The organism is Superficieibacter sp. HKU1 (genome assembly GCF_029319185.1).
Classification (GTDB): domain Bacteria; phylum Pseudomonadota; class Gammaproteobacteria; order Enterobacterales; family Enterobacteriaceae; genus Superficieibacter.
Map to the genome: position 1 here is coordinate 999,517 of NZ_CP119754.1, position 22,522 is coordinate 1,022,038.

Annotated in this window: 23 protein-coding genes; 12 read left to right on the top strand and 11 right to left on the bottom strand. The window is 56.1% G+C overall.

Annotation, left to right across the window (positions count from 1 at the left end):
* Positions 1-7: 7 nt before the first annotated feature.
* Genes citD through citG form a run of 5 tightly spaced genes read left to right on the top strand, consistent with a single transcriptional unit; the run spans position 8 to position 4,024 of the window.
* A complete protein-coding gene (gene citD / locus P0H77_RS04830; protein ID WP_276163815.1) occupies positions 8-301 on the top strand; it encodes a citrate lyase acyl carrier protein in 294 nt (97 codons plus the stop codon).
* Positions 298-1,173, top strand: coding sequence for a citrate (pro-3S)-lyase subunit beta (gene citE, locus P0H77_RS04835; protein ID WP_194207788.1), 876 nt, complete (start codon positions 298-300; stop codon positions 1,171-1,173). Before citD ends, citE begins: the two co-directional genes overlap by 4 nt.
* 10 nt (positions 1,174-1,183) lie before the next feature.
* Positions 1,184-2,707 (top strand): citrate lyase subunit alpha, encoded by a 1,524-nt coding sequence (gene citF / locus P0H77_RS04840; RefSeq protein ID WP_276163816.1) that lies wholly within the window; start codon positions 1,184-1,186, stop codon positions 2,705-2,707.
* Positions 2,707-3,246 carry a citrate lyase holo-[acyl-carrier protein] synthase gene (citX, locus tag P0H77_RS04845; protein WP_276163817.1) on the top strand — a complete coding sequence of 180 codons (540 nt, stop codon included), beginning with the start codon at positions 2,707-2,709 and terminating at the stop codon, positions 3,244-3,246. The genes citF and citX overlap by 1 nt, the downstream gene beginning before the upstream one ends.
* Positions 3,224-4,024 carry a triphosphoribosyl-dephospho-CoA synthase CitG gene (citG, locus tag P0H77_RS04850; RefSeq protein ID WP_276163818.1) on the top strand — a complete coding sequence of 267 codons (801 nt, stop codon included), beginning with the start codon at positions 3,224-3,226 and terminating at the stop codon, positions 4,022-4,024. Before citX ends, citG begins: the two co-directional genes overlap by 23 nt.
* 231 nt (positions 4,025-4,255) lie before the next feature.
* Here citG and P0H77_RS04855 read toward each other — a convergent pair whose 3' ends face one another.
* Positions 4,256-6,646, bottom strand: a complete 2,391-nt coding sequence (locus P0H77_RS04855; protein WP_276163819.1) for a glucose/quinate/shikimate family membrane-bound PQQ-dependent dehydrogenase — start codon at positions 6,644-6,646, stop codon at positions 4,256-4,258.
* Positions 6,647-6,850: 204 nt separating this feature from the next.
* On the opposite strand from P0H77_RS04855, the gene hpt reads away from it, so the two are divergent.
* A complete protein-coding gene (gene hpt / locus P0H77_RS04860) occupies positions 6,851-7,387 on the top strand; it encodes a hypoxanthine phosphoribosyltransferase (protein ID WP_276163820.1) in 537 nt (178 codons plus the stop codon).
* Between the two features lie 123 nt (positions 7,388-7,510).
* Here hpt and can read toward each other — a convergent pair whose 3' ends face one another.
* On the bottom strand, positions 7,511-8,173 hold the full coding sequence (can, locus tag P0H77_RS04865) for a carbonate dehydratase (RefSeq protein ID WP_276163821.1): 663 nt from the start codon (positions 8,171-8,173) through the stop codon (positions 7,511-7,513).
* A 108-nt stretch (positions 8,174-8,281) separates the two neighbouring features.
* Between can and P0H77_RS04870 the strand changes: the two genes are divergently transcribed.
* The 4 genes from P0H77_RS04870 to P0H77_RS04885 all read left to right on the top strand — a co-directional run bounded on the left by P0H77_RS04870 (position 8,282) and on the right by P0H77_RS04885 (position 11,812).
* The gene (locus P0H77_RS04870) at positions 8,282-9,208 is read left to right on the top strand and encodes an ABC transporter ATP-binding protein (RefSeq protein WP_276163822.1); all 927 of its coding nucleotides are present in this window, start codon (positions 8,282-8,284) and stop codon (positions 9,206-9,208) included.
* A complete protein-coding gene (locus P0H77_RS04875) occupies positions 9,205-9,975 on the top strand; it encodes an ABC transporter permease (RefSeq protein ID WP_176918020.1) in 771 nt (256 codons plus the stop codon). The genes P0H77_RS04870 and P0H77_RS04875 overlap by 4 nt, the downstream gene beginning before the upstream one ends.
* Before the next feature lie 103 nt (positions 9,976-10,078).
* Positions 10,079-10,519 (top strand): PTS sugar transporter subunit IIA, encoded by a 441-nt coding sequence (locus tag P0H77_RS04880; protein WP_276163823.1) that lies wholly within the window; start codon positions 10,079-10,081, stop codon positions 10,517-10,519.
* A 63-nt stretch (positions 10,520-10,582) separates the two neighbouring features.
* A complete protein-coding gene (locus P0H77_RS04885) occupies positions 10,583-11,812 on the top strand; it encodes a polysaccharide deacetylase family protein (RefSeq protein WP_276163824.1) in 1,230 nt (409 codons plus the stop codon).
* A gap of 5 nt (positions 11,813-11,817) precedes the next feature.
* Here the strand turns inward: P0H77_RS04885 and panD are convergent, their stop codons facing one another.
* On the bottom strand, positions 11,818-12,198 hold the full coding sequence (panD, locus tag P0H77_RS04890; RefSeq protein WP_276163825.1) for an aspartate 1-decarboxylase: 381 nt from the start codon (positions 12,196-12,198) through the stop codon (positions 11,818-11,820).
* A gap of 266 nt (positions 12,199-12,464) precedes the next feature.
* Here panD and P0H77_RS04895 point away from each other — a divergent pair, with 266 nt between their 5' ends.
* On the top strand, positions 12,465-13,418 hold the full coding sequence (locus P0H77_RS04895) for an Rpn family recombination-promoting nuclease/putative transposase (protein ID WP_276165048.1): 954 nt from the start codon (positions 12,465-12,467) through the stop codon (positions 13,416-13,418).
* A gap of 26 nt (positions 13,419-13,444) precedes the next feature.
* Here the strand turns inward: P0H77_RS04895 and panC are convergent, their stop codons facing one another.
* From panC to thpR, 8 genes are all read right to left on the bottom strand, one after another.
* Positions 13,445-14,296, bottom strand: coding sequence for a pantoate--beta-alanine ligase (panC, locus tag P0H77_RS04900; protein ID WP_276163826.1), 852 nt, complete (start codon positions 14,294-14,296; stop codon positions 13,445-13,447).
* An 11-nt stretch (positions 14,297-14,307) separates the two neighbouring features.
* The gene (gene panB / locus P0H77_RS04905; protein ID WP_276163827.1) at positions 14,308-15,099 is read right to left on the bottom strand and encodes a 3-methyl-2-oxobutanoate hydroxymethyltransferase; all 792 of its coding nucleotides are present in this window, start codon (positions 15,097-15,099) and stop codon (positions 14,308-14,310) included.
* A 119-nt stretch (positions 15,100-15,218) separates the two neighbouring features.
* Positions 15,219-15,698 carry a 2-amino-4-hydroxy-6-hydroxymethyldihydropteridine diphosphokinase gene (gene folK / locus P0H77_RS04910; protein ID WP_276163828.1) on the bottom strand — a complete coding sequence of 160 codons (480 nt, stop codon included), beginning with the start codon at positions 15,696-15,698 and terminating at the stop codon, positions 15,219-15,221.
* The gene (gene pcnB / locus P0H77_RS04915) at positions 15,695-17,092 is read right to left on the bottom strand and encodes a polynucleotide adenylyltransferase PcnB (RefSeq protein WP_276165049.1); all 1,398 of its coding nucleotides are present in this window, start codon (positions 17,090-17,092) and stop codon (positions 15,695-15,697) included. Before pcnB ends, folK begins: the two co-directional genes overlap by 4 nt.
* Before the next feature lie 44 nt (positions 17,093-17,136).
* Positions 17,137-18,021: a tRNA glutamyl-Q(34) synthetase GluQRS gene (gene gluQRS, locus P0H77_RS04920; protein WP_276163829.1), complete on the bottom strand. Its 885-nt coding sequence runs from the start codon at positions 18,019-18,021 to the stop codon at positions 17,137-17,139.
* 59 nt (positions 18,022-18,080) lie between these two features.
* A complete protein-coding gene (gene dksA, locus P0H77_RS04925) occupies positions 18,081-18,536 on the bottom strand; it encodes an RNA polymerase-binding protein DksA (RefSeq protein ID WP_002463986.1) in 456 nt (151 codons plus the stop codon).
* Positions 18,537-18,712: 176 nt separating this feature from the next.
* The gene (sfsA, locus tag P0H77_RS04930; RefSeq protein WP_276163830.1) at positions 18,713-19,417 is read right to left on the bottom strand and encodes a DNA/RNA nuclease SfsA; all 705 of its coding nucleotides are present in this window, start codon (positions 19,415-19,417) and stop codon (positions 18,713-18,715) included.
* Positions 19,418-19,428: 11 nt separating this feature from the next.
* Positions 19,429-19,959 carry an RNA 2',3'-cyclic phosphodiesterase gene (thpR, locus tag P0H77_RS04935; RefSeq protein WP_276163831.1) on the bottom strand — a complete coding sequence of 177 codons (531 nt, stop codon included), beginning with the start codon at positions 19,957-19,959 and terminating at the stop codon, positions 19,429-19,431.
* A 73-nt stretch (positions 19,960-20,032) separates the two neighbouring features.
* Between thpR and hrpB the strand changes: the two genes are divergently transcribed.
* The gene (hrpB, locus tag P0H77_RS04940) at positions 20,033-22,462 is read left to right on the top strand and encodes an ATP-dependent helicase HrpB (protein WP_276163832.1); all 2,430 of its coding nucleotides are present in this window, start codon (positions 20,033-20,035) and stop codon (positions 22,460-22,462) included.
* The last annotated feature ends 60 nt before the right edge of the window (positions 22,463-22,522 follow it).

Consider the following 22,522-nt stretch of genomic DNA (forward strand, 5'->3'; position numbering starts at 1 on the left):
AGGCATTATGAAAATTGTTAGGGAGGCGCTGGCCGGTACGCAGGAATCCAGCGACCTGATGGTGAAAATCGCCCCCGCCGATGGCGAGCTGGAGATTATCATCCACAGTGAAGTGATGAAACAGTTTGGCGATCGGATCCGCCAGGTCGTTGAGGAGACCTTGCAGGCAATGGAGGTGCGCCAGGGGCTGATTATTATTGAAGATAAAGGCGCGCTGGACTGTGTGATCCGCGCCCGTCTACAGGGCGCATTACTGCGTGCTGGCGAAGAACCCGTTATCAACTGGAGGGCGCTGTCATGAGCAAACTCCGTCGCAGTATGCTGTTCCTGCCGGGCGCTAACGCCGCCATGCTTTCTACCGCCTTTATCTATCGTCCGGACTCCATCATGTTTGATCTGGAGGACGCCGTGGCGCTGCGTGAGAAAGATACCGCCCGTCTGCTGGTTTATCACGCGCTTCAGCATCCGATGTATCAGGATATCGAAACCGTGGTGCGTATTAATCCGCTGAGCACGCCGTTCGGCCTGCTGGATCTGGAAGCGGCGGTGCGGGGCGGCGTGGATGTTATCCGCCTGCCAAAAACCGATACCCCGGACGATATCTTTGAACTCGAAGGCCACCTTGAGCGCATCGAGCGTGACTGTGGTCGCGAAGTGGGTTCAACCCGCGTGATGGCCGCCATTGAATCGGCAATCGGCGTGATTAACGCGGTAGCCATTGCCCGAAGTACGCCGCGCCTGATTGGTATTGCGCTGGCGGCCTTCGACTACGTGATGGATATGCAAACCGAGCGCGGCGACGGCACCGAACTGTTTTACGCCCGCTGCGCCGTGCTGCACGCCGCGCGCGCCGCCGGTATTGATGCTTTTGATGTCGTATGGTCGGACGTCAACGACGAAGCCGGGTTCCTGCGCGAAGTCGAGCTGATCCGCAAAATGGGCTTTAACGGCAAATCGCTGATTAATCCGCGGCAGATCGATCTGCTGCATAACGCTTACGCGCCCACGCAGCAGGAGGTCGATCACGCGAAATTAGTGATTGAAGCAGCAGAAGAGGGCGAGCGTAACGGGCTCGGCGTGGTATCGCTCAACGGCAAAATGGTGGATGCGCCGATTATCGATCATGCACAGCGGGTGCTGGAACGCGCCGCCGCGTCCGGCGTGCGTCGTTAAGGATAAAGCAATGAATCAGACAGAACTACTTCATGTTAACTTTCCCCATTTACGGGATCTGAAACCCTTTGATACCGCCCACAGCGCCACGCCCTGGCTTGCTGATAATGACGCTAAACATCACCGTAAACTATGCGCATCGCTGGAACAGGCGGTGATCCGCAGCGGGCTTAAGGACGGAATGACCATTTCCTTCCATCATGCGTTTCGCGAGGGGGATCGGGTCATTAATCATGTGGTCGCGCTGCTGGCGCAGATGGGCTTTAAAAATCTGACCCTGGCGTCCAGTTCCCTGATGACCTGCAACGATGCGCTGATTGAGCACATCAAAAGCGGCGTCATTACCCGTATTTACACCTCCGGGATGCGCGGCAAACTGGCGGATGCCATCTCGCATGGCCTGATGGACGAGCCGGTTCAAATCCACTCCCACGGCGGGCGCGTCAAACTGCTACAGGATGGCGAACTGAACATCGACGTCGCTTTTCTCGGCGTACCGTGCAGCGATGAGTTTGGCAACGCCAACGGCACGCACGGTAAATCCTGCTGCGGATCGCTCGGCTACGCGATGGTGGATGCGCAGTTTGCCCGTCGGGTTGTGCTGCTTACGGAAGAGATTGTGCCATTCCCGAATATGCCCGCCAGCCTCGGGCAGGATCAGGTGGATTATATCGTTCAGGTCGAAAGCGTTGGCGATCCTGAGAAAATCAGCGTCGGGGCGGCGCGCGTCACCAGCAACCCGCGTGAGTTAATGATCGCCCGCTATGCGGCGGACGTCATCGAGCACTCAGGCTATTTCAAAAACGGTTTCTCAATGCAGACCGGCTCCGGCGCGGCGGCAACCGCCTGTACCCGTTTTATGGAAGAGAAAATGGAGCGCAACGGCGTAAAAGCCCGTTTTGCGCTGGGCGGAATCACCGGCAGCCTGGTGGATCTGCATGAAAAAGGGCTGATCGAAAAACTGCTCGACACCCAGTGTTTTGATGGTCAGGCGGCGGCCTCGCTGACGCGTAACCCACATCACGTGGAGATCTCCACCAACGTCTATGCCAACCCCGGTAGCAAAGCCACCAGCTGCGACCAGCTGGACGTGGTGATCCTCAGCGCGCTGGAGATTGATGTCGATTTCAACGTTAACGTGATCACCGGTTCCGACGGCGTGATGCGCGGCGCATCCGGCGGACACTGCGACGTGGCGGCGGCAGCTAACCTGACGATTGTGGTCGCGCCGCTGCTGCGCAGCCGTATCCCGACGGTAGTGAAGCGGGTGACGACGCGCCTGACGCCCGGTGAAAGCATTGATGTACTGGTTACCGACCACGGAATTGCCGTTAACCCGGCCCGGCCGGAGATCCGTCAGCGCCTGGTCGCGGCAGGGCTGAACGTTATTGATATCAACGCGCTGTATGAACGCGCCATTTCGTTAACCGGCGCACCAAAACCCATAGAATTTACCGATAAGATCGTCGGCGTGATCCGCTACCGCGACGGCAGCGTGATCGATACCGTTCGACAGGTAAAGGAGCAGGAATAATGGAAACTGCGACACCCGTGCGTGCGGGTGTCAGTCTTGATGCGCTGCTGGCGGCGAAAGAGCGTCGCGCGGCACGGCAGACTGACTGGCTCACGCACTATCAACAACCGGTGATCTCCCTGACGCTGGTTACCCCCGGCGAAATTAAAGACAGCCTGCGCTATCGCAATACGATGGGCGTGGCGTTACAGATGTGCGACCAGATGCTGTGGCAGCACCACTGGCAGGTGCTCGACAGGCAGGTTTTATGGCTGCCGACAGGGCCGGAAGCGATGTGGTGTGTAGCGCACCAGGCACCGGAAATGAAGGCTCACTGCGCGGCGCTGGAGCAAACGCATCCGCTGGGCCGATTGTGGGATCTGGATGTGATCTGCCCAAAAGCGGGTCATGTTGGACGGCTGTCGCTGGGATCGCACATGCGCCGCTGTCTGATCTGCGACGAACCCGCTCACGCCTGCGCCCGTTCGCGGCGTCATCCGGTGGAACAGGTCGTAGCGCGGGTGGAGAAAATGGTCGATGACTGGTTTGCTCGCGACTAACGCGCGCGTTATCAACGTGCCGCAGCTGGCGGAAGATGCGCTGTGGAATGAGCTGGATCTGACGCCCAAGCCGGGGCTGGTGGATCGGCTTAACAACGGTTCCCATCGCGATATGGATCACGCGCTATTTGTCCGCAGTATAGAAGCGATTGCGCCGTGGTTTGCACGCTTTGCCGGGCTGGGGGAAGAGCACGCGGATAAACCTGCCGGGATGCAGTTACGCCTTTTACGCCCGATGGGCATTGCCTGCGAACAGGCAATGTATAACGCCACCGGTGGGATTAATACGCATAAAGGCGGCGTGTTTGCCCTCGGGCTGCTCTGTTTTGCCGCCGGACGGGTGACGGTTATTAGTGCGAATAGCCTGTGCCATGAAGTGAGTGAAATTTGCCGTGGCCTGGTCACGCGGGAATTGCGTGCTCGCAGCGTCGCGGCGACGGCGGGCGAACGGCAATTTCAACAATTCGGCCTGACGGGCGCGCGCGGCGAGGCGGAAAGTGGTTTTGCCACCGTGCGCTCGGTTCTGCCGTACTGGCGACGTGATCGACAGCATGAGCTGCTGCTGCGCCTGATGGCGGTGAATCCGGACAGTAATCTGGTGTCACGCGGGGGGATGAGCGGGCTGCGCTACGTGCAGGATTATGCAGGACGATTATTAATCAACGGTTGGGATAGCAAGGCGCTGGAAAAAATGGACCAGGCGCTCATAGGGAGGCATTTAAGCCCCGGCGGCAGCGCGGATTTGTTATCGGTGGCGTGGGTGTTAGGACAGTGTTGAAAGCCCGTTGGCGTTTTGCCCGGTGGCGCTGCGCTTACGCGGGCCTACGGGGGGAGGGCGTTGGTGGGTAGGGCGTTTTGCCCGGTGGCGCTACGCTTACGCGGGCCTACGGGGGGACGGCGGCTTGAATTGATGGGATCGGTAGGCCGGGTAAGGCGAAGCCGCCACCCGGCAGATTTACACGCGAAGCCGTAAATTATTCCCCCCTTCCAGCGGAAGAGGGGGGATAACTTACTTCTCGTCGTCCGGCAACGCATAAGCCACGATATAGTCGCCCATCTTCGTACCAAACGAACCATGACCGCCCGCAGAGATGACAACATACTGCTTGCCATTCGCTTCGTAGGTCATCGGCGTTGCTTGTCCGCCCGCAGGCAGACGGCCTTCCCACAATTTCTCACCGTTGCTCATGTTATAAGCACGCAGGTAGTTATCTGCGGTTGCGCCAATAAACAGAACGTTACCCGCGGTAGAGATTGGACCGCCCAGCATCGGCATACCAAGGTTAAACGGCACTTTAAACGGCATTGAGAACGGCAGGCTGTCGCGCGGCGTACCAATACGTTTTTTCCATACCACTTCATTGGTTTTCAGATCCAGCGCGGAGATATAACCCCAGGCAGGCTGCTTACACGGCAGACCGAACGGCGACAGGAACGGGTTCAGGGTTACGCCATACGGTACGCCGTACTGCGGCTGAATACCGGCTTCGGTACCGCTGCCTTTCGCGTCTTTCGGCTGCTCCATAGGATTACCCGGACCACGCGGCATCAGTTTCGAAACAAACGGCAGCGCCATCGGGTTAGCAATCGCCACCTGACGGTTCGGATCGACGGAGATACCGCCCCACTCGAACATCCCCAGGTTGCCCGGGAATACCAGCGTGCCCTGTTCGGACGGTGGCGTAAAGATGCCTTCATAGCGCATCTGCTGGAAAATGACCCGGCAGACCAGCTGGTCAAACATGGTCGCGCCCCACATATCCGCGCCGCTCAGATTTTTCTTCGGACGGAAGCTGAGATCGGAGAACGGCTGGGTTTTCGTGACGTAATCGCCTTTCGCTGCACCCTGCGGAACCGGTTTTTCCGGTGCCGGAACCACCAGTTCGCCGTTACGGCGATCCAGCACGAAAATGTTACCGGTTTTCGCCGGAGCGTAGACCACCGGCACCGTTTTGCCGTTGACCGTAATATCCGCCAGCGTCGGCTGGGACGGCATATCCATATCCCACAGATCGTGGTGAACGGTCTGATAGCTCCAGGCCAGCTTACCGGTAGTGGCATTCAGCGCGACGATAGAGCTGGCGTAACGCTCCTGCTCAGGCGTACGGTTACCGCCCCAGATATCCGGCGTGGTGACGCCCATCGGCAGATAAACCAGATCCAGTTTGGCGTCATAGGCCGCGGGTGCCCATGAGTTCGGGGAGTTGAAGGTAAAAGTATGCTCATCCGACGGAATCGCATTTGGATCTTTCGCGCCCGGATCGAACGCCCACAGCAGATCACCGGTATTGACGTCAAAGCCACGGATCACGCCCGACGTTTCACGCACCGAGAAGTTATCGGTGACTGAACCGGCAATCACAATGGTTTTATCAGTGATAATGGGCGGCGACGTTGGCTCATACAGTCCTGGCGTCTGATCCGGCATATTGGTTTGCAGGTTCAGAATACCTTTGTTGGCGAAAGATTCGCACAGCTTGCCGGTATCGGCGTTCAGCGCGAACAGACGACCATCGTTGACCGGCAGAATAATACGACGCGGGCAGTCCGCCATCACGTTCGCCGGTGCGGTGTCCGCTTTCGCTTCATGATAAGACACGCCGCGGCAGGTGACATGCTGGAAAGACGGCGTTGAATTTAGCTGCGGATCGAAATGCCATTTTTCTTTACCGGTGGCGGCATCCAGCGCGAACAGACGCTGATGCGCGGTGCACAGATAAAGCGTGTCGCCCACTTTAATCGGCGTCACTTCGTTGGTCACTTCTCCTGAATCATTCTCTTTTTTCAGATCGCCGGTGCGGAATACCCATGCTTCTTTCAGCTTGTGCACGTTATCGGCATTGATCTGTTTAAGCGGAGAGTAGCGCTGGCCTTCCTGATTGCGGCCATAAGCAGGCCAGTCCTGATCGGCTACCGGTGAGATCGGTTCAGCAGGCGTGGCGTCGGCGCTGAGGGTGCCGTTCACTTCCTGCGGATCGTTAAAGCCCGCCCAGGTCAGAATACCGCCGCTGATCAGCAGTGCCACCACCAGCGCCGCTACCGCGCCGCCGGAAGGGAAAATCAGCCGACGCCAGACAAACGGCAGGATCAGCCAGATGCCGAAGAAGACCAGAATGTCGCTACGCGGCGTCAGCGCCCAGAAGTCAAAGCCGACCTCCCAGACGCCCCATATCATTGAACCCAGCAGCAGCGCGGCATAGAGCCACAGTGCCGAGCGTTTGCTGCGCCACAACAGCCAGGTCACCCCCAGCATGATGATGCCCGCGATAGGGTAGTACCAGGAGCCGCCAATCGCGACCAGCCAGACCCCGCCGATTAACAGATACAGTCCGCAAAAAGCGGCGAACAGCGCTGTTAACGTCACCAGAACACGTGACGTATGTGGTTTTGTTTCTGCCATAAAAGGATACTCGTCAAATTAATTAATATTTTAATAGCAACTAATTATAGGATTTAACATATGTGATCGTCATCACAAAATGAGCTTTCTTACGCTATCCCCCGCTAAAATTGTTTTACTGATATACTGCGGGCTTACTAATCAATGTGGTCGCCAGAGGCGGCTGTGTTGAGTGATTTACCTGAAAATCATATGGTTAGTTAAATGAAACATACTGTTGAAGTGATGATCCCGGAAACGGAAATCAAAACCCGTATCGCTGAACTGGGCCGCCAGATTACCGAGCATTACAAAGATAGCGGCAGCGAAATGGTGCTGGTGGGGCTGCTGCGCGGTTCCTTTATGTTCATGGCCGATCTGTGCCGTGAAGTACAGGTGCCTCATGAAGTCGATTTTATGACCGCTTCCAGCTATGGCAGCGGGATGTCCACCACCCGCGACGTCAAAATCCTTAAGGATCTGGATGAGGATATTCGGGGTAAGGACGTGCTGATCGTTGAGGACATCATCGACTCCGGCAATACGCTGTCAAAAGTGCGCGAAATTTTAAGCCTGCGCGAGCCGAAGTCGCTGGCGATTTGTACGCTGCTGGACAAACCGTCACGCCGTGAGGTGGACGTCAACGTCGAGTACGTCGGTTTTTCGATTCCGGATGAATTCGTGGTGGGATACGGGATTGATTACGCTCAGCGTTATCGCCATTTGCCGTACGTGGGTAAAGTGGTGTTGCTGGACGAATAAGCCCGACGCGTGAAGGCCTGATGGCGCTGCGCTTATCAGGCCTGCGATCTGGCGGCGGCTGGTACAGATTCCAGGCCGGGCAAGCTTGCGCCGCCCGGCAGGAAGGGCTCGGTGCCAGAAGGACTATTCTTGATTCACGTATTTCAGACGCAAGTTGGAAACGCCCTGGCGGTAGTGCTGCTCCAGCGATTCGCGGTTAGTGGCGGTAACGTCAAGATCGCGCAGCAGGCCATCATTGATACTGTACGCCCAGCCGTGAATGGTCACATTCTGTCCGCGTTTCCACGCTGACTGCATAATGGTGGAATGCCCGAGGTTATAGACCTGCTCCATTACGTTCAATTGGTAGAGCGCGTCCAGGCGTTGTTCTTCGGGCATTTCTCCCAACAGCGAGCTATGTTTAAGCCAGATGTCGCGAATATGCAGCAGCCAGTTATTAATCAACCCCAGTTCAGGGTTTTCTACCGCAGCCTGGATACCGCCGCAACCGGAGTGGCCGCAGATGATAATATGTTCAACTTCCAGTACGTCAACGGCGTACTGAACTACGGAGAGACAGTTAAGGTCGGTGTGGATCACCAGGTTCGCCACGTTACGGTGGACAAACAGTTCGCCTGGCTCAAGCCCGGTCAGACGTTCAGCGGGAACGCGGCTATCGGAGCACCCAATCCACAGAAAGCGCGGCTTTTGCGCCTGCGCCAGCGTTTCGAAAAATCCGGGATCTTCTTCCACCAGCATTTTTGACCATAGTGCATTGTTACTGATGAGTGTATCTATGTCTTTCATGGAGGTTAACGACCTGTAACCAAATAATTGCGTTGAGCTAATATAGGTCAACTGCGGGATTATTTAAACCACATATAAAGTGTCAGAACGTAAGGTAAGTAAAAATTCATGACCATTGCACTGGAAATTGAGCAGCTTAAAAAGACGTATCCTGGTGGCGTACAGGCGCTGCGCGGGATTGATTTACAGGTAGAAGCGGGGGATTTTTACGCGCTTCTGGGGCCAAACGGGGCGGGGAAGTCGACCACTATCGGCATTATCAGTTCTCTGGTAAACAAAACCTCCGGACGGGTAAACGTGTTTGGCTACGATCTGGAAAAGGATGTCGTTAACGCCAAACGCCAGCTTGGCCTGGTGCCGCAGGAGTTTAACTTCAACCCGTTTGAAACTGTGCAGCAGATTGTCGTGCATCAGGCGGGTTACTACGGCGTTGAGCACAAAGACGCGGTTGAACGCAGCGAAAAATACCTTAAACAGCTCGATCTGTGGGAAAAACGTAACGAACGTGCGCGAATGCTGTCGGGGGGGATGAAGCGTCGTCTGATGATCGCCCGCGCCTTAATGCATGAGCCAAAATTGTTGATTCTTGATGAGCCCACCGCGGGCGTTGATATTGAACTTCGCCGCTCGATGTGGGGTTTTTTGAAGGATTTAAACGACAAAGGCACCACGATTATCCTCACCACGCACTATCTGGAAGAGGCGGAAATGCTGTGTCGTAATATCGGCATTATTCAGAACGGCGAGCTGGTGGAAAACACCTCAATGAAAAATCTGCTCGCCAAGCTGAAGTCGGAAACGTTCATTCTCGATCTGGCGCAGAAAAGCCCGCTGCCGAAACTCGAAGGCTATCAGTACCGGCTGGTCGATACCTCGACGCTGGAGGTTGAAGTGCTGCGCGAGCAGGGCATCAATAGCGTGTTCAGCCAGCTCAGCGCGCAGGGCATTCAGGTACTGAGCATGCGTAATAAGGCAAACCGTCTGGAAGAGCTGTTCGTTTCACTGGTTCACGACAAGCAAGGAGATCGCGCATGATGCAGCTGTATTGGGTCGCGCTAAAAAGCATCTGGGCGAAAGAGATCCACCGTTTTATGCGTATCTGGATCCAGACGCTGGTGCCGCCCGTCATCACCATGACGCTCTATTTCATCATCTTTGGTAACTTAATTGGTTCACGCATTGGGGAGATGCACGGCTTTAGCTATATGCAATTTATCGTGCCGGGGTTGATTATGATGTCGGTGATCACCAACGCCTACGCCAACGTGGCGTCCTCCTTCTTTAGCGCCAAATTCCAGCGCAATATTGAAGAACTGCTGATAGCGCCGGTGCCAACGCACGTTATTATCATCGGCTATATCGGCGGTGGGGTAGCGCGTGGGCTGTGCGTGGGTATCCTGGTAACTGCCATCTCGCTACTGTTTGTCCCTTTCCAGGTTCATTCATGGGTATTTGTGGCATTAACCCTGGTGCTGACGGCGGTGCTGTTCTCGCTGGCGGGCCTGCTGAATGCCGTCTTTGCCAAAAGCTTCGATGATATCAGCCTGATCCCGACCTTTGTGCTGACGCCGCTGACCTACCTTGGCGGGGTCTTTTATTCCCTGACCCTGCTGCCGCCGTTCTGGCAGGCGCTGTCGCAGCTGAACCCGATTGTGTACATGATCAGCGGTTTTCGTTATGGCTTCCTCGGTATTCACGATGTGCCGCTGGTGACAACCTTCGGCGTGCTGGTGGTGTTTATCGCGGCGTTCTATCTGCTGTGCTGGTATCTGATTCAGCGTGGACGCGGGCTGCGTAGCTAACTGACTCCCTCTCCTTATCATCAGGAGAGGGATCTTTTGACGCCAGTCACCCTCTTCTTATTCTGTCCTCTGATAAACTCTTACCCAGCTAAGGAGGTTGGCAATGTTAGGTTGGGTTATTACCTGTCATGACGATAAGGCAGAGGAATTGCTGACGCGTCTGGAAAATGAATATGGACCGCTGGCGCAATGCCGGGCGGTCAATTTCCGGTGTGGGTTGAGCACAAACATGCTGAGCCGGTTGATGTGTGATGCCCTGCATGCTACCGATTCCGGCGAAGGCGTTATTTTCCTGACCGACATTTCCGGTGCTGCGCCTTATCGCGTCGCGTCTTTGATGAGTCATAAACACTCAGGCTGCGAGGCTATTTCCGGTGTGAGCTATTCATTGTTGGCACAAATGATTGCGTCACGGGAAACAATGAGTAGTTCGGCGTTTCGTGAGCGGATTGTTTCGCTTGGTTCCCCTGATGTCACTAGTCTCTGGCATCAGCAGCAAAAGAATCCGCATTTCGTTCTACTGCATGATTTGTATGAGTATTAATCAGTGATATTGATGCCACTTTTGTTACAATAGCCGCGGTGGTTCTCTCCTGGTTACTTATCTATGATAAAGCGCGCTGTTGCTGTTTTCCTGCTGCTGATGTCAGGCAGTCTTTATGCTGCGTTGCCCGTTCGCTACATGCAAACCACGGAAGACGCCGCCATCTGGGCCAAAATTGGCGATCGCGTGGTGACAGTCGGGAATATCCGCACGGGACAGATCCTGGCCGTCGAGCCCACAGCGGCAGAATATTATGAATTCAGCTTTGGTTTCGGCAACGGCTTTATTGATAAAGGTCATCTTGAGCCGGTACAGGGGAAACAGCGGGTACAGGATAGCCTGGGCGATTTAAATAAACCGCTAAGTAACCAGAACCTGATTACCTGGAAAGATACGCCGGTTTATAACGCACCGGATGCGGGTAGCGCACCGTTTGGCACCCTGGCGGACAATTTGCGTTATCCGATAATGAGTAAACTAAAAGACAGATTGAACCAGACCTGGTTTCAGATCCGCATTGGCAACCGCCTGGCCTGGATCAGCGCGCTGGACGCGCAGATTGATAACGGTATTCCGGTACTGACTTATCACCACATTCTGCGCGATGAAGAGAACACCCGTTTTCGCCATACTTCCACCACCACCTCGGTACGCGCCTTCAGCAACCAGATGACCTGGCTGCGCGACAGGGGCTACACCACCCTGACGATGTATCAACTGGAAGGGTACGTGCATAATAATATCAATCTGCCTGCGCGGGCTGTGGTGATTACGTTCGATGATGGTCTGAAGTCTGTCAGCCGCTACACGTATCCCATCCTCAAAGAGTATGGCTTTAAGGCGACAGCGTTTATTATTTCTTCGCGTATTAAGCGTCATCCACAGAAATGGGATCCAAAATCGCTGCAGTTTATGAGCGTGTCTGAACTGAATGCGATTCGTGATGTTTTCGACTTCCAGTCGCATACGCATTTCTTACACCGGGTAGATCGACTACATCATCCCATCCTGCTCAGCCGCAGCTATCATAATATTCTGTTTGATTTTGAACACTCTCGCCGCGCGCTGGCGCAGTTTAATCCGCACGTGCTTTATCTGTCTTATCCCTTTGGCGGCTATGACGCAAAGGCGATAACAGCGGCGGGGGCGGCAGGATTTCACCTGGCGGTGACGACGGTAAAAGGAAAGGTGAAACCAGGCGATAATCCGTTCCTGTTAAAGCGGCTTTATATTTTAAGAACGGATTCGCTGGAAACAATGGCGCGGCTGATCAGCAATCAGCCGCAGGGATAGCGTAATCAGGCTACCTGAACCGGAATGGCCTTTGCGGTACGCTTCATTTCGTTATCGCCGTCAAAATAGGCCACATTAGGCCGCCAGCTACGGGCTTCTTCGTCAGACATGGTGACGAAGCTGGCAATAATAACAATATCGCCCACGTCAGCGCAGTGCGCGGCCGCACCGTTCACGGAGATAATTCTGGAACCGCGCTCGGCCGCAATTGCGTAGGTCGAGAAGCGCTTGCCGTTGGTCACGTTCCAGATATCAATGGCTTCATTTTCGAGAATACCGGACGCGTCAAGAAAATCCTGATCGATGGCGCAGGAGCCTTCATAGTGCAGATCGGCCTGCGTCACTTTGACACGGTGAAGCTTGCCCTGCAGCATAGTGCGAATCATAACGTCTACCTTTAAATCTTACCGATACGAAGCAGGATACCCTGCTTTGAGAAAATTCTCAGGCAGTATTGCCCGATTTTAGGTGAGTGTCTATATGTCCGGCGAGGTTTCCTGGGACTGTTTGTGCGCTATTTTCCAGAACCGTCTGCAATGCGTGTATCTTCCTGATTTTCATCCTGAGCCGTCTCGTAAAAGCAAAACTGTTCCGCTGACCCCGAGAGGTTGCGGAAGGATACTGCACGCAGGATAAGAAAATGCAGGTCAGGATGATGAAGCCCATAAGCAATACCCCGCACGATGCCGTTTTTAAGCAGTTTTTAATGCACCCGGAAACGGCCCGCGATTTTCTGGATATTCATCTGCCTGCGGTCTTACGGGAAATCTGCGATCTGACTACGCTGCGGCTGGAGTCGAGCCACTTTGTTGAGGATAACCTGCAGGAGCAGTACTCCGATGTGCTGTACTCGGTGAAAATGCAGGGCACGCCCGGCTATATTCATGTCCTGATTGAGCATCAGAGTTCAGCGGACAAAAAAATGGCGTTTCGCATGATGCGCTACGCCATTGCGGCGATGCATCGTCTTCTTAACGATGAGAACGGGCCGCTGCCGCTGGTGGTGCCGCTGCTATTTTATCAGGGAAAGACCTCGCCTTATCCACTTTCGATGAGCTGGCTGGATATGTTTGCCTTACCCGAGCTGGCGCGACGTATCTACAGCGAGCCTTTTCCGCTGGTGGATATTACCGTTATTCCGGACGACGACATCATGCAGCATCGGCGTATCGCGCTGCTGGAGCTGCTACAAAAGCATATTCGCCAGCGGGATTTAATGAACCTGCTGGAGCGACTGGTCACGCTGATAAGCGCAGAGTACACTACGGAAAGTCAGCTGAATGCGCTCCTCAATTATATGGTGCAGCGCGGGCATACTGACCAACCAACGGTATTTTACAGGGAACTGGCGAACCGATTGCCGCAGGAGGAATCTATGATGACGCTCGCTGAATGGTTTGAAGAACAGGGAATGCAAAAGGGCATGCAAAAAGGGATGCAAAAGGGCGTGCAGGAAGGCAAACGAAAAGGTCTGCAGGAAGGTAAAACTGAGGAGCGGCGTAATATCGCCCGTCGTATGCTGGAAAGCGGGATGACGCGCGAGGCGGTGATGCAAATCACCACCTTAACCGACGACGAAATCGAGCAGCTTATCCGCTGGCGCTAACGGTCTGGTGCGCCAGCGGTGGTCATTCAGGAGAGCTCGACGATTTTATTATCGATAAGACGGGCCTGACCCAGCCATGCAGCGGCCAGGATCACCGCGCGTTTGCTGGCGTCCGTGAGCTCCAGCAGCGTATCGGCATCGCGGATCTGAATCTCATCGGCGCGAAAGCCTTTGTCATTCAGTTCCTGTTCTGCCAGCGCGATCATTTCTTCCTGCTGACGCTCGCCAGCCTGAAGCTTATCGGCGATGCCATTCATCACTTTATACAGACCCGGCGCGATCTTGCGCTGGTCAGCGGTCAGATATCCGTTGCGCGAACTGAGCGCTAACCCGTCTTTCGCGCGAATAATCGGCACGCCGACGATCTCAATATCGTAGCCCATGTCGGCTACCATTTTGCGGATCAGCGCCAGCTGCTGGAAATCCTTCTCGCCGAAGCAGGCGATCTCAGGCTGAATGAGGTTAAAGAGTTTACTGACGATAGTGGATACGCCGCGGAAGTGGCCCGGACGGCTGGCACCTTCCAGCATGGTGGAGAGGCCGGGAACATCAACAAACGTATGGGTCTCAGTGCCCTGTGGATAGATATCCTGTGAGGCTGGGGCAAAGACGATATCCACTTTGCGCTTGTTGAGCTTTTCGCAGTCTTCCTGGAGCGTGCGCGGATAGCGCGCCAGATCTTCCGCGCGGTCAAACTGCATAGGGTTAACGAAGATGCTGACCACGACCACATCAGCGCGAGTTCTGGCTTCTTCCACCAGCTTCATATGGCCGTCGTGCAGGTTGCCCATCGTTGGCACCAGCGCCACACGCTTGCCTTCCATACGCAGACGGCGGATTTGCTGGCGCAAAAGCGGCAGGGTTTCGATAATTAACACCACGTCACTCCTTAATGGAAACTGTGTTCTTCGCCCGGATAAACCCCGGACTCGACTTCAGCCATATACTGCCGCACTGCCGCGCGGATGTCGCCCGCTTCCGCCAGGAAATTTTTGGCGAATTTGGGAATGTGCCCGCCGGTAATGCCGAAAGCGTCGTGCATCACGAGGATCTGCCCGTCGGTAACGTTACCCGCGCCGATGCCGATAACGGGTATCGCGAGCGCTTCGGTCACGCGTTTCGCCAGTTCAACCGGCACGCATTCCAGCACCAGTAGTTGCGCACCTGCTGCCTCCAGCGCTATCGCATCGTCCAGCAAAACTTGTCCGGCATCGCCACGTCCCTGTATTTTATAACCCCCAAAAATGTTTACCGATTGCGGGGTCAGGCCGAGGTGACCACACACAGGTACCGCGCGTTCAGTAAGCATTTTCACCGTTTCCACCAGCCATGCTCCGCCTTCAATTTTGACCATGTTTGCCCCTGCACGCATAACGGCTGCCGCGTTTTCAAACGCTTGCTCCGGAGTAGCGTAGGACATAAAGGGAAGGTCGGAGAGCAGCAGGCAGTGCGGTGCACCGCGCCGTACGGCTTGCGTATGATAGGCGATATCGTCTACGGTAACCGGCAAAGTAGAATCATGTCCCTGTACCGTCATGCCGAGCGAGTCACCCACCAGCATGACGTTAATTCCTTCGTCGGCAAATAGCTTAGCGAAACTGTAGTCGTAGGCGGTGACCGTTGCGAAACGCTTCTGCTCTTTTTTGTATTTTTGCAACAGGGAGATAGTGGTCGGTTTCATCACATTTCCTGATAGTAAAAGTCATATTTAGCGGCATTCTAACAGTCACATTCAGGGGGGCAATTATTTTAAGCAATACATTACTGCGAAGGCAGTAATCGCTAAAAGGTATGGATGATTTACCAACAGGCAGGTTTTTCTGCCGCCAGAAGGGTGAGCTGTTGATGCAGACTGGTGCCGTCCGGAAAACATAATTCCGGAGCTATTTCAAACAGCGGCCACAGCATAAAACCACGGTTTTTCATGTCATAGTGCGGCACGGTCAGGCGTCCGGTATGAATCACCTCGTCGCCAAACAGCATAATGTCGAGATCCAGCGTGCGCGGTCCCCAGCGTTCAGCTTTTCGGGTGCGGCCCTGCTGTAGCTCAATGCGCTGGGTATGGTCGAGCAGCGTTTCAGGACCAAGAGACGTTTCCAGCGCCACGGCTGCGTTGAGGTAGTCCGGCTGATCCTGCGGACCCAGCGGCGGCGTACGATAAAATGACGATACCGCAAGGATGCGGCTATCAGGAATGTCGCCAATTGCTTTCACGGCAGCATTGACCTGCTCCAGCGGAGAGGCGAGATTGCTGCCGAGGGCAATATAGGCGACGATCACGCGGTTCCTTCACGACGCGGCGTGCGCTTACGCGGGCGGCGATGGCGACGACGCGCGGCTGGCTCATCATCCAGATTGTTCAGCATATCCTTTTGCAGTGGCGGCGCGGACACCTGAAATTCACCCCACCATGTCACCAGACGCTGCAATTCGGCGTTATTTTCGATGCCGGCACGCAGGGCCAGAAGATCGTAAGAGGCGCGGAATTTAGGATGCTCCAGCAGTTTCCAGGCGCGTTTACCCTGACGGCGGGACATGCGCATTTGCAGCTGCCAGATATCGCGCGTTAAGGTAGTAATGCGTTTGGGGATCGCCAGCGAACGGCAGGCTTCGTCCAGTACGTCGTTCATGGCGAGGGCGAATGCGTCCTGCCAGGTCAGACCGCCTTCCTGCGCCAGCTTTTGCGCCATTTCCAGCAGCGGATACCAGAACATCGCCGCAAACAGGAACGCCGGATTAACGCGCATATCATTCTGAATACGGTTATCGGTATTCTTCAGCACCTGCACCAGAATACGCTCCATCGGGCTATCACCGTTTTCAGTAAAGTAGCGGGTGATGGTCGGGAACAGCGGCTGGAACAGGCTGTATTTACACAGCAGGACGTACGTATCGTAGCCGTGACCTGCCTGGAGCAGTTTGAGCGACTCTTCAAACAGGCGCGCGGGCGGGACATCGTTCATTAACGAGGCCAGGCGCGGGATTGGCTCAGCCGTTTCCGGGCTGATGGTCATACCCAGCTTGGCGGCAAAGCGCACGGCGCGCAGCATTCGCACCGGATCTTCACGGTAGCGCGTTTCCGGATCGCCAATCAGGCGGATAACGCCCTGGTCGAGATCCTGCATGCCGCCGACGTAGTCGCGTACGGAGAAATCCGCCACGCTATAATAAAGGCTGTTAATGGTGAAGTCGCGGCGCTGGGCATCTTCTTCAATCGATCCGAAAATGTTGTCGCGCAGCAGCATGCCGTTTTGCCCGCGTTGGGAAGTAGTACGATCGGCCTGATTCTCTTCGTGATGCCCACGGAACGTGGCGACCTCAATAATCTCTGGACCAAACATAACGTGAGCGAGACGGAAACGACGGCCCACCAGACGGCAGTTGCGAAACAGTTTACGTACCTGATCCGGCGTTGCGTTGGTCGTGACGTCAAAATCTTTGGGTTTTTTGCCCAGCAGCAGATCGCGCACCCCGCCGCCCACCAGATACGCTTCGTAACCCGCTTTGTTCAGGCGGTAAAGTACCTTGAGGGCATTTTCACTGATATCTTTGCGGGAAATAGCGTGCTGTTCACGCGGGATAACCGTCATAGGCGGACGGGCGACGGCCTGTTGGGCCTCGCTCTCCTCGCGGCTGAGCACCTTGCGGCAAAAATTAGCGACTCGGGTAAAAATAGTGCACCTCGGTTGTGTAACAAAAAATAGCGGCTAATCATAGCTCAGCGTGGCGCGTTTGAGAATGGCGGATTTTCTGCCACCCGGTTTAGCGACCAGTTGAGGACGGCCTGACGGAGCAGTTGCTCCACGTTAAGATCCTGCCAGCCGTTGATAACCGGCTGATGTAAAAAGCGCAATGCGTTGATAATGACCGGGCGCGGATCGCCTTCCGGCAGCGCGGGCGCATGGTTTTGCTTGGAAAGTTTATCGCCGTGTTCATTGCACGCCAGCGGCAAATGCACATATTCAGGCGGCTGCCAGCCAAACTGCTGATACAGCGAAATCTGCCGCACCGTGGGCTCAATCAGATCCGCACCGCGCACGATTTCGGTAACGCCCTGAAAATGATCGTCCACCACCACGGCGAGATTATAGGCAAACAGCCCGTCGCGGCGGTGAATAATGAAATCCTCCCGCGCCAGACGTGCATCCGCATGAATTTCGCCGCGCAGATTATCATAAAAGGAGAGCACCGGATGCTGCTGGCGTAGCCGCACGGCGGCGTGCTCCGCACGCTGGTGCAGGTCGCGACAGTGACCGTCATAGATACCGCCGACGCGTTGGATCCGCGCGCGGGTGCAGGTGCAGTAATAGCTTAACTTGTGCCGATCCAGCCAGGCCAGCGCCTCACGATAAGCCTCATGACGCCGGGACTGCCAGAGGACATCGCCGTCCCAGAGCAGACCGTAATGCTCAAGCTGATGCAGGATGGTATCTGCGGCACCGGGCACTTCACGCGGCGGATCGATATCTTCAATGCGCACGCGCCAGATGCCCTGCCGAGCGCGCGCCTGTAAATAGCTACCAAGGGCAGCTATCAGCGAGCCAAAATGCAGTTCACCGGAGGGAGAAGGGGCAAAGCGCCCGATGTAGCGTGAGTCAGACATGGTACGGTATGACAATCTTATTAAGGCGGGAGAGACTCCCGCCATGAATATCAGCGCCGTTAGCCAGCCATCTGTTTTTCGCGGATTTCTGCCAGGGTTTTGCAGTCAATGCAAAGATCGGCAGTCGGACGTGCTTCAAGGCGACGGATCCCGATTTCAACCCCGCAGGATTCACAGAAACCAAAATCTTCGTCTTCCACTTTCTTGAGCGTTTTTTCGATCTTTTTGATCAGTTTACGTTCGCGGTCACGGTTACGCAGTTCGAGGCTGAACTCTTCTTCCTGAGCGGCACGGTCTACCGGATCCGGGAAGTTTGCGGCTTCGTCCTGCATATGAGTAACGGTGCGATCGACTTCATCCCTGAGTTGATTACGCCATGCTTCAAGAATACGTCTGAAGTGCGCCAGCTGGGCTTCATTCATATACTCTTCGCCCGGCTTCTCCTGGTACGGCTCCACCCCAGCGATGGCGAGAATACTCAGGGACGATGTTTTACGGTTTTGCCCTTCTTGCATGTTGTTTCTCCTTAACACGCACTATCGATCCCCTTAGTCGGGGGAAAATCAGGCCGCTATAAATAGCAGAAGCTTTTCCGGATAGCAATTATCTAAACGTTACACTTGACAACCCTGTGAGGAAAAGCGTATTTACACGCGCGTCCAGAACACTATTTAACCATCCCGGCGTCAGGTCATAACGCAACGGGGAGAGGCCATCTTAACGTCATATTATTCGCAGAAATATCGGCTTTATACGCCAGAATTTCTACGCCCTTTTTGTATGCCTCAGACAACAATTGCGCGTAAGTAGCATCAATATGCCGCGCGGGTGAAAAACAGGTGATGGCTGAATGGAGTACCGCAAAGAGCATCACAGCCCGCTCACCGCCTGCGGCCACGCTCATCAGCTCACGCAGATGGCGCTGGCCCCGCTCAGTTACCGCATCCGGGAAGTAGCCTTTATCCTGCTCCGCCAGCGTAACTGATTTGACTTCAATATAGCAGTCCCGGCGATCTTCTGCCTGTAACATAAAATCTATTCGGCTACGTTCAGCGCCATATTTTACTTCGCTTTTCAGAACGCTATAGCCAGTAAGCGGCAGAAGGCGTTCAGCGAGAATAGCTTCTTTCGTTAAACCATTGGCTCGTAACGTATTGACACAAATAAACGCGCCGTCCTGAGTTTGAGTAATTTCCCAGGTATGCGGATATTTGCGTTTAGGATTTTCTGATGTCGAATACCAGACGGTATCGCCGGGCGTGGCGCATCCGGTCATTGCGCCGGTATTCGGGCAATGGAGCGTCAACGCTACGCCGTCGGCAGTGACGACATCGGCCAGAAAGCGCTTGTAGCGGCGGACCAGCGTAGCGGGCTGTAACGGGGGAAAAAATTCCATCGGATTCCTTTTTAAGGCTGCAGCGGGAAGCGCTGTAGCGGCGTATAGCGAGTGCGTCCGCGCACAAATTGCGATTCATACAGCATAAATTCCGTCACCGGAAACGACCAGCAGAAGCCTGGCGCCGGGATCGCTACCGCGTGGCTGGCGTCGCGCAGCAGGGTGATATGCGGATGAAAAGGCTGCGGACTCTGCCAGCAGCCGCTGCGGGCGGCCTGAGCGCGCAGCATGTTCGCCAGTTGCAGTAGGCCGCGCGGCGGCTGACGCGTGCCCAGCCAGACCACGCGCGAACGCAGCCACTGGCCCGCATCGTCAAGGGTGAGGGTAAATCCCGGCTGGCGGATGCGTCCGGCGAGCACTTCAAGCGCAGCCTGTTTCTGCGCGCTAAGCTCGCCGAGAAATGCCAGGGTCACATGCAGATTCGCCGCCGCCACCGGACGCCCGGCGTCAGGAGAAAAGCTGGCGGCGCGCCAGTGGATAATCTGCTGCTGGATCTCGTCCGGCAGCGCCAGCGCGAAAAACAGCCTTTTTGACTCAGACATCGGGGATACTCGGTTATGATTTGTGGCGATGCTACAATGACCGCCGTTGAATGTTAACCCTCTGGAGCCATTCGTGTCCTCTTTACCGGTCGCCGCTGTCCTGCCTGAACTTCTTCGCGCGCTAAAAACCGCGCCGCAGATCCTGTTGAATGCCCCCACTGGCGCGGGTAAATCGACGTGGCTACCGCTACAACTGTTGCAGCAGGGGGAGATTAACGGGCGCATCCTTCTGCTTGAACCGCGTCGCCTGGCGGCGCGTAACGTTGCACAGCGTCTGGCCGAGCTGCTTAATGAAACGCCGGGGCAGACCGTGGGTTACCGGATGCGCGCCGGGAGCTGCGTCGGGCCGCAGACCCGGCTGGAAGTGGTAACGGAAGGAATACTTACCCGCATGATCCAGCGCGATCCTGAACTTAAGGATGTGGGGCTGGTGATCCTTGACGAATTTCACGAGCGCAGTTTACAGGCCGATCTGGCGCTGGCCCTGCTGCTCGACGTTCAGCAGGGGCTGCGCGACGATCTGAAGCTGCTGATTATGTCCGCAACGCTTGATAACGCGCGCTTACAGACGCTACTGCCGGACGCGCCGGTGATCTCATCCGAGGGGCGCGCGTTTCCGGTCGAGCGGCGCTATCAGCCGCTGGCGGCAAATCTGCGCTTTGCCGAGGCGACGGCAGCGGCGGCGGCCGGGCTGCTGCGGGCAGAAACCGGCTCAATGCTGCTGTTTCTGCCGGGCGTGGGAGAGATCCTGCGCGTTCAGGAACAGCTGGCGGAACGCGTCGCCAGCGATGTGCTGCTTTGTCCGCTGTACGGTGCGCTGCCGCTCGCAGAACAGCGAAAGGCGATCCTTCCCGCGCCGGCGGGTAAACGTAAGGTGGTCCTGGCAACCAATATTGCCGAAACCAGTCTGACCATCGAAGGCATTCGGCTGGTGGTGGACTGCGCCCTGGAGCGCGTTGCCCGATTTGATCCGCGTACCGGCCTGACGCGACTCATCACTCAGCGCGTCAGTCAGGCGTCGATGACCCAGCGCGCCGGGCGTGCGGGACGTCTGGAACCGGGGATATGCCTGCACCTCATCAGTAAGGAGCAGGCGGAGCGCGCGGCGGCGCAGGGAGAGGCGGAGATCCTGCACAGCGATGTGTCGGGCCTGCTGATCGAGCTATTGCAGTGGGGCTGTACGGACGTTGACCAGCTCACGTGGCTGGATCGGCCTCCTGCTGTTAACCTCAGTGCGGCCCGTGGTTTGCTCTCGCAGCTCGGGGCACTGGAGGGCGAGCGCCTGACCGCGAGCGGTCAACGCATGGCGGCGCTCGGCAACGATCCCCGGCTGGCGGCGATGCTGGTGGCGGCGGAAGATGACGATGACATTGCCAGCGCGGCCACGCTGGCAGCCATTCTGGAAGAGCCGCCGCGCGGCGGGGTTGCCGATATCCACGTCGCCTTCTCGCGCCAGCAACCTCACTGGCGGCAGCGCAGCCAGCAACTGTGTAAACGGCTGGGCAGCAAAGGCGGCCAGCCGGATGCCGATCGGCTGGCGCCGCTGCTGGCGAAAGGGTTTGCCGACCGGATCGCCCGTCGCCGCGGACAGGATGGCCGCTATCAACTGGCGAACGGCATGGGCGCGATGCTGGATGCCGATGATGCAATGAACCGTCATGAGTGGCTGATAGCGCCGCTGCTGTTGCAGGGCAGCGCTTCGCCGGATGCACGCATTCTGCTGGCGCTGCCGCTGGATATCGATAAATTTATTGCCGACTGCCCGGCGCTGTTACAGCAGTCTGATACGGTGGAATGGGATGACGCTCAGGGGACGCTAAAGGCGCTGCGACGCACGCGAATCGGGGAGTTGACGCTTAACGTCCGGTCGCTGGCGAAACCGTCGGAGGCGGAACTGCATCAGGCGATGCTCAACGGTATCCGCGATAAAGGACTGAATGTATTAAACTGGACGCCGCAGGCAGAACAATTGCGTTTGCGGTTACACTGTGCTGCGATGTGGCTGCCGGAGTTCGACTGGCCTGCCGTGGACGACGCCACTCTACTGGCGACGCTTGAGACATGGCTGCTGCCGAAAATGACGGGCGTGCACTCTTTGCGCGCGTTAAAAGCGCTGAATGTGGCTCAGGCGCTGCGCAATCTGCTGGACTGGTCATCCCGGCAGCGGCTGGATAGTGAGCTGCCGGAGCATTACACTGTGCCGACGGGAAGCCGGATAGCCATTCGCTATCATGAAGATAATCCCCCGGCGCTGGCGGTGCGGATGCAGGAGATGTTTGGCGAAGCCAGCACGCCGACAATTGCCGGGGGGCGCATTCCTCTGGTTCTTGAACTATTATCTCCCGCTCAGCGTCCGTTGCAGATCACGCGTGATTTAAGCGCGTTCTGGCAGGGCGCGTACCGGGAGGTACAAAAAGAGATGAAGGGGCGCTACCCGAAACACGTCTGGCCTGACGATCCGGCGAATACGGCCCCGACGCGACGCGTTAAAAAGTATTCGTAGGCGGGGTTAATGCCCGGTGGCGCTGCGCTTACCGGGCCTGTGAAATGGGATGCGCTGAGC

Bases quoted from the DNA above. Each gene is read 5' to 3' on its own strand.
- citD (WP_276163815.1), top strand. From the start codon at position 8: ATGAAAATTGTTAGGGAGGCGCTGGCCGGTACGCAGGAATCCAGCGAC.
- P0H77_RS04875 (WP_176918020.1), top strand. From the start codon at position 9,205: ATGATGCAGCTGTATTGGGTCGCGCTAAAAAGCATCTGGGCGAAAGAG.
- citE (WP_194207788.1), top strand. From the start codon at position 298: ATGAGCAAACTCCGTCGCAGTATGCTGTTCCTGCCGGGCGCTAACGCC.
- P0H77_RS04880 (WP_276163823.1), top strand. From the start codon at position 10,079: ATGTTAGGTTGGGTTATTACCTGTCATGACGATAAGGCAGAGGAATTG.
- citF (WP_276163816.1), top strand. From the start codon at position 1,184: ATGAATCAGACAGAACTACTTCATGTTAACTTTCCCCATTTACGGGAT.
- panD (WP_276163825.1), bottom strand. From the start codon at position 12,198: ATGATTCGCACTATGCTGCAGGGCAAGCTTCACCGTGTCAAAGTGACG.
- P0H77_RS04895 (WP_276165048.1), top strand. From the start codon at position 12,465: ATGATGAAGCCCATAAGCAATACCCCGCACGATGCCGTTTTTAAGCAG.
- hpt (WP_276163820.1), top strand. From the start codon at position 6,851: ATGAAACATACTGTTGAAGTGATGATCCCGGAAACGGAAATCAAAACC.
- citG (WP_276163818.1), top strand. From the start codon at position 3,224: ATGACTGGTTTGCTCGCGACTAACGCGCGCGTTATCAACGTGCCGCAG.
- dksA (WP_002463986.1), bottom strand. From the start codon at position 18,536: ATGCAAGAAGGGCAAAACCGTAAAACATCGTCCCTGAGTATTCTCGCC.
- thpR (WP_276163831.1), bottom strand. From the start codon at position 19,959: ATGTCTGAGTCAAAAAGGCTGTTTTTCGCGCTGGCGCTGCCGGACGAG.
- P0H77_RS04870 (WP_276163822.1), top strand. From the start codon at position 8,282: ATGACCATTGCACTGGAAATTGAGCAGCTTAAAAAGACGTATCCTGGT.
- citX (WP_276163817.1), top strand. From the start codon at position 2,707: ATGGAAACTGCGACACCCGTGCGTGCGGGTGTCAGTCTTGATGCGCTG.
- can (WP_276163821.1), bottom strand. From the start codon at position 8,173: ATGAAAGACATAGATACACTCATCAGTAACAATGCACTATGGTCAAAA.
- panB (WP_276163827.1), bottom strand. From the start codon at position 15,099: ATGAAACCGACCACTATCTCCCTGTTGCAAAAATACAAAAAAGAGCAG.
- P0H77_RS04855 (WP_276163819.1), bottom strand. From the start codon at position 6,646: ATGGCAGAAACAAAACCACATACGTCACGTGTTCTGGTGACGTTAACA.
- sfsA (WP_276163830.1), bottom strand. From the start codon at position 19,417: ATGGAATTTTTTCCCCCGTTACAGCCCGCTACGCTGGTCCGCCGCTAC.
- gluQRS (WP_276163829.1), bottom strand. From the start codon at position 18,021: ATGTCTGACTCACGCTACATCGGGCGCTTTGCCCCTTCTCCCTCCGGT.
- P0H77_RS04885 (WP_276163824.1), top strand. From the start codon at position 10,583: ATGATAAAGCGCGCTGTTGCTGTTTTCCTGCTGCTGATGTCAGGCAGT.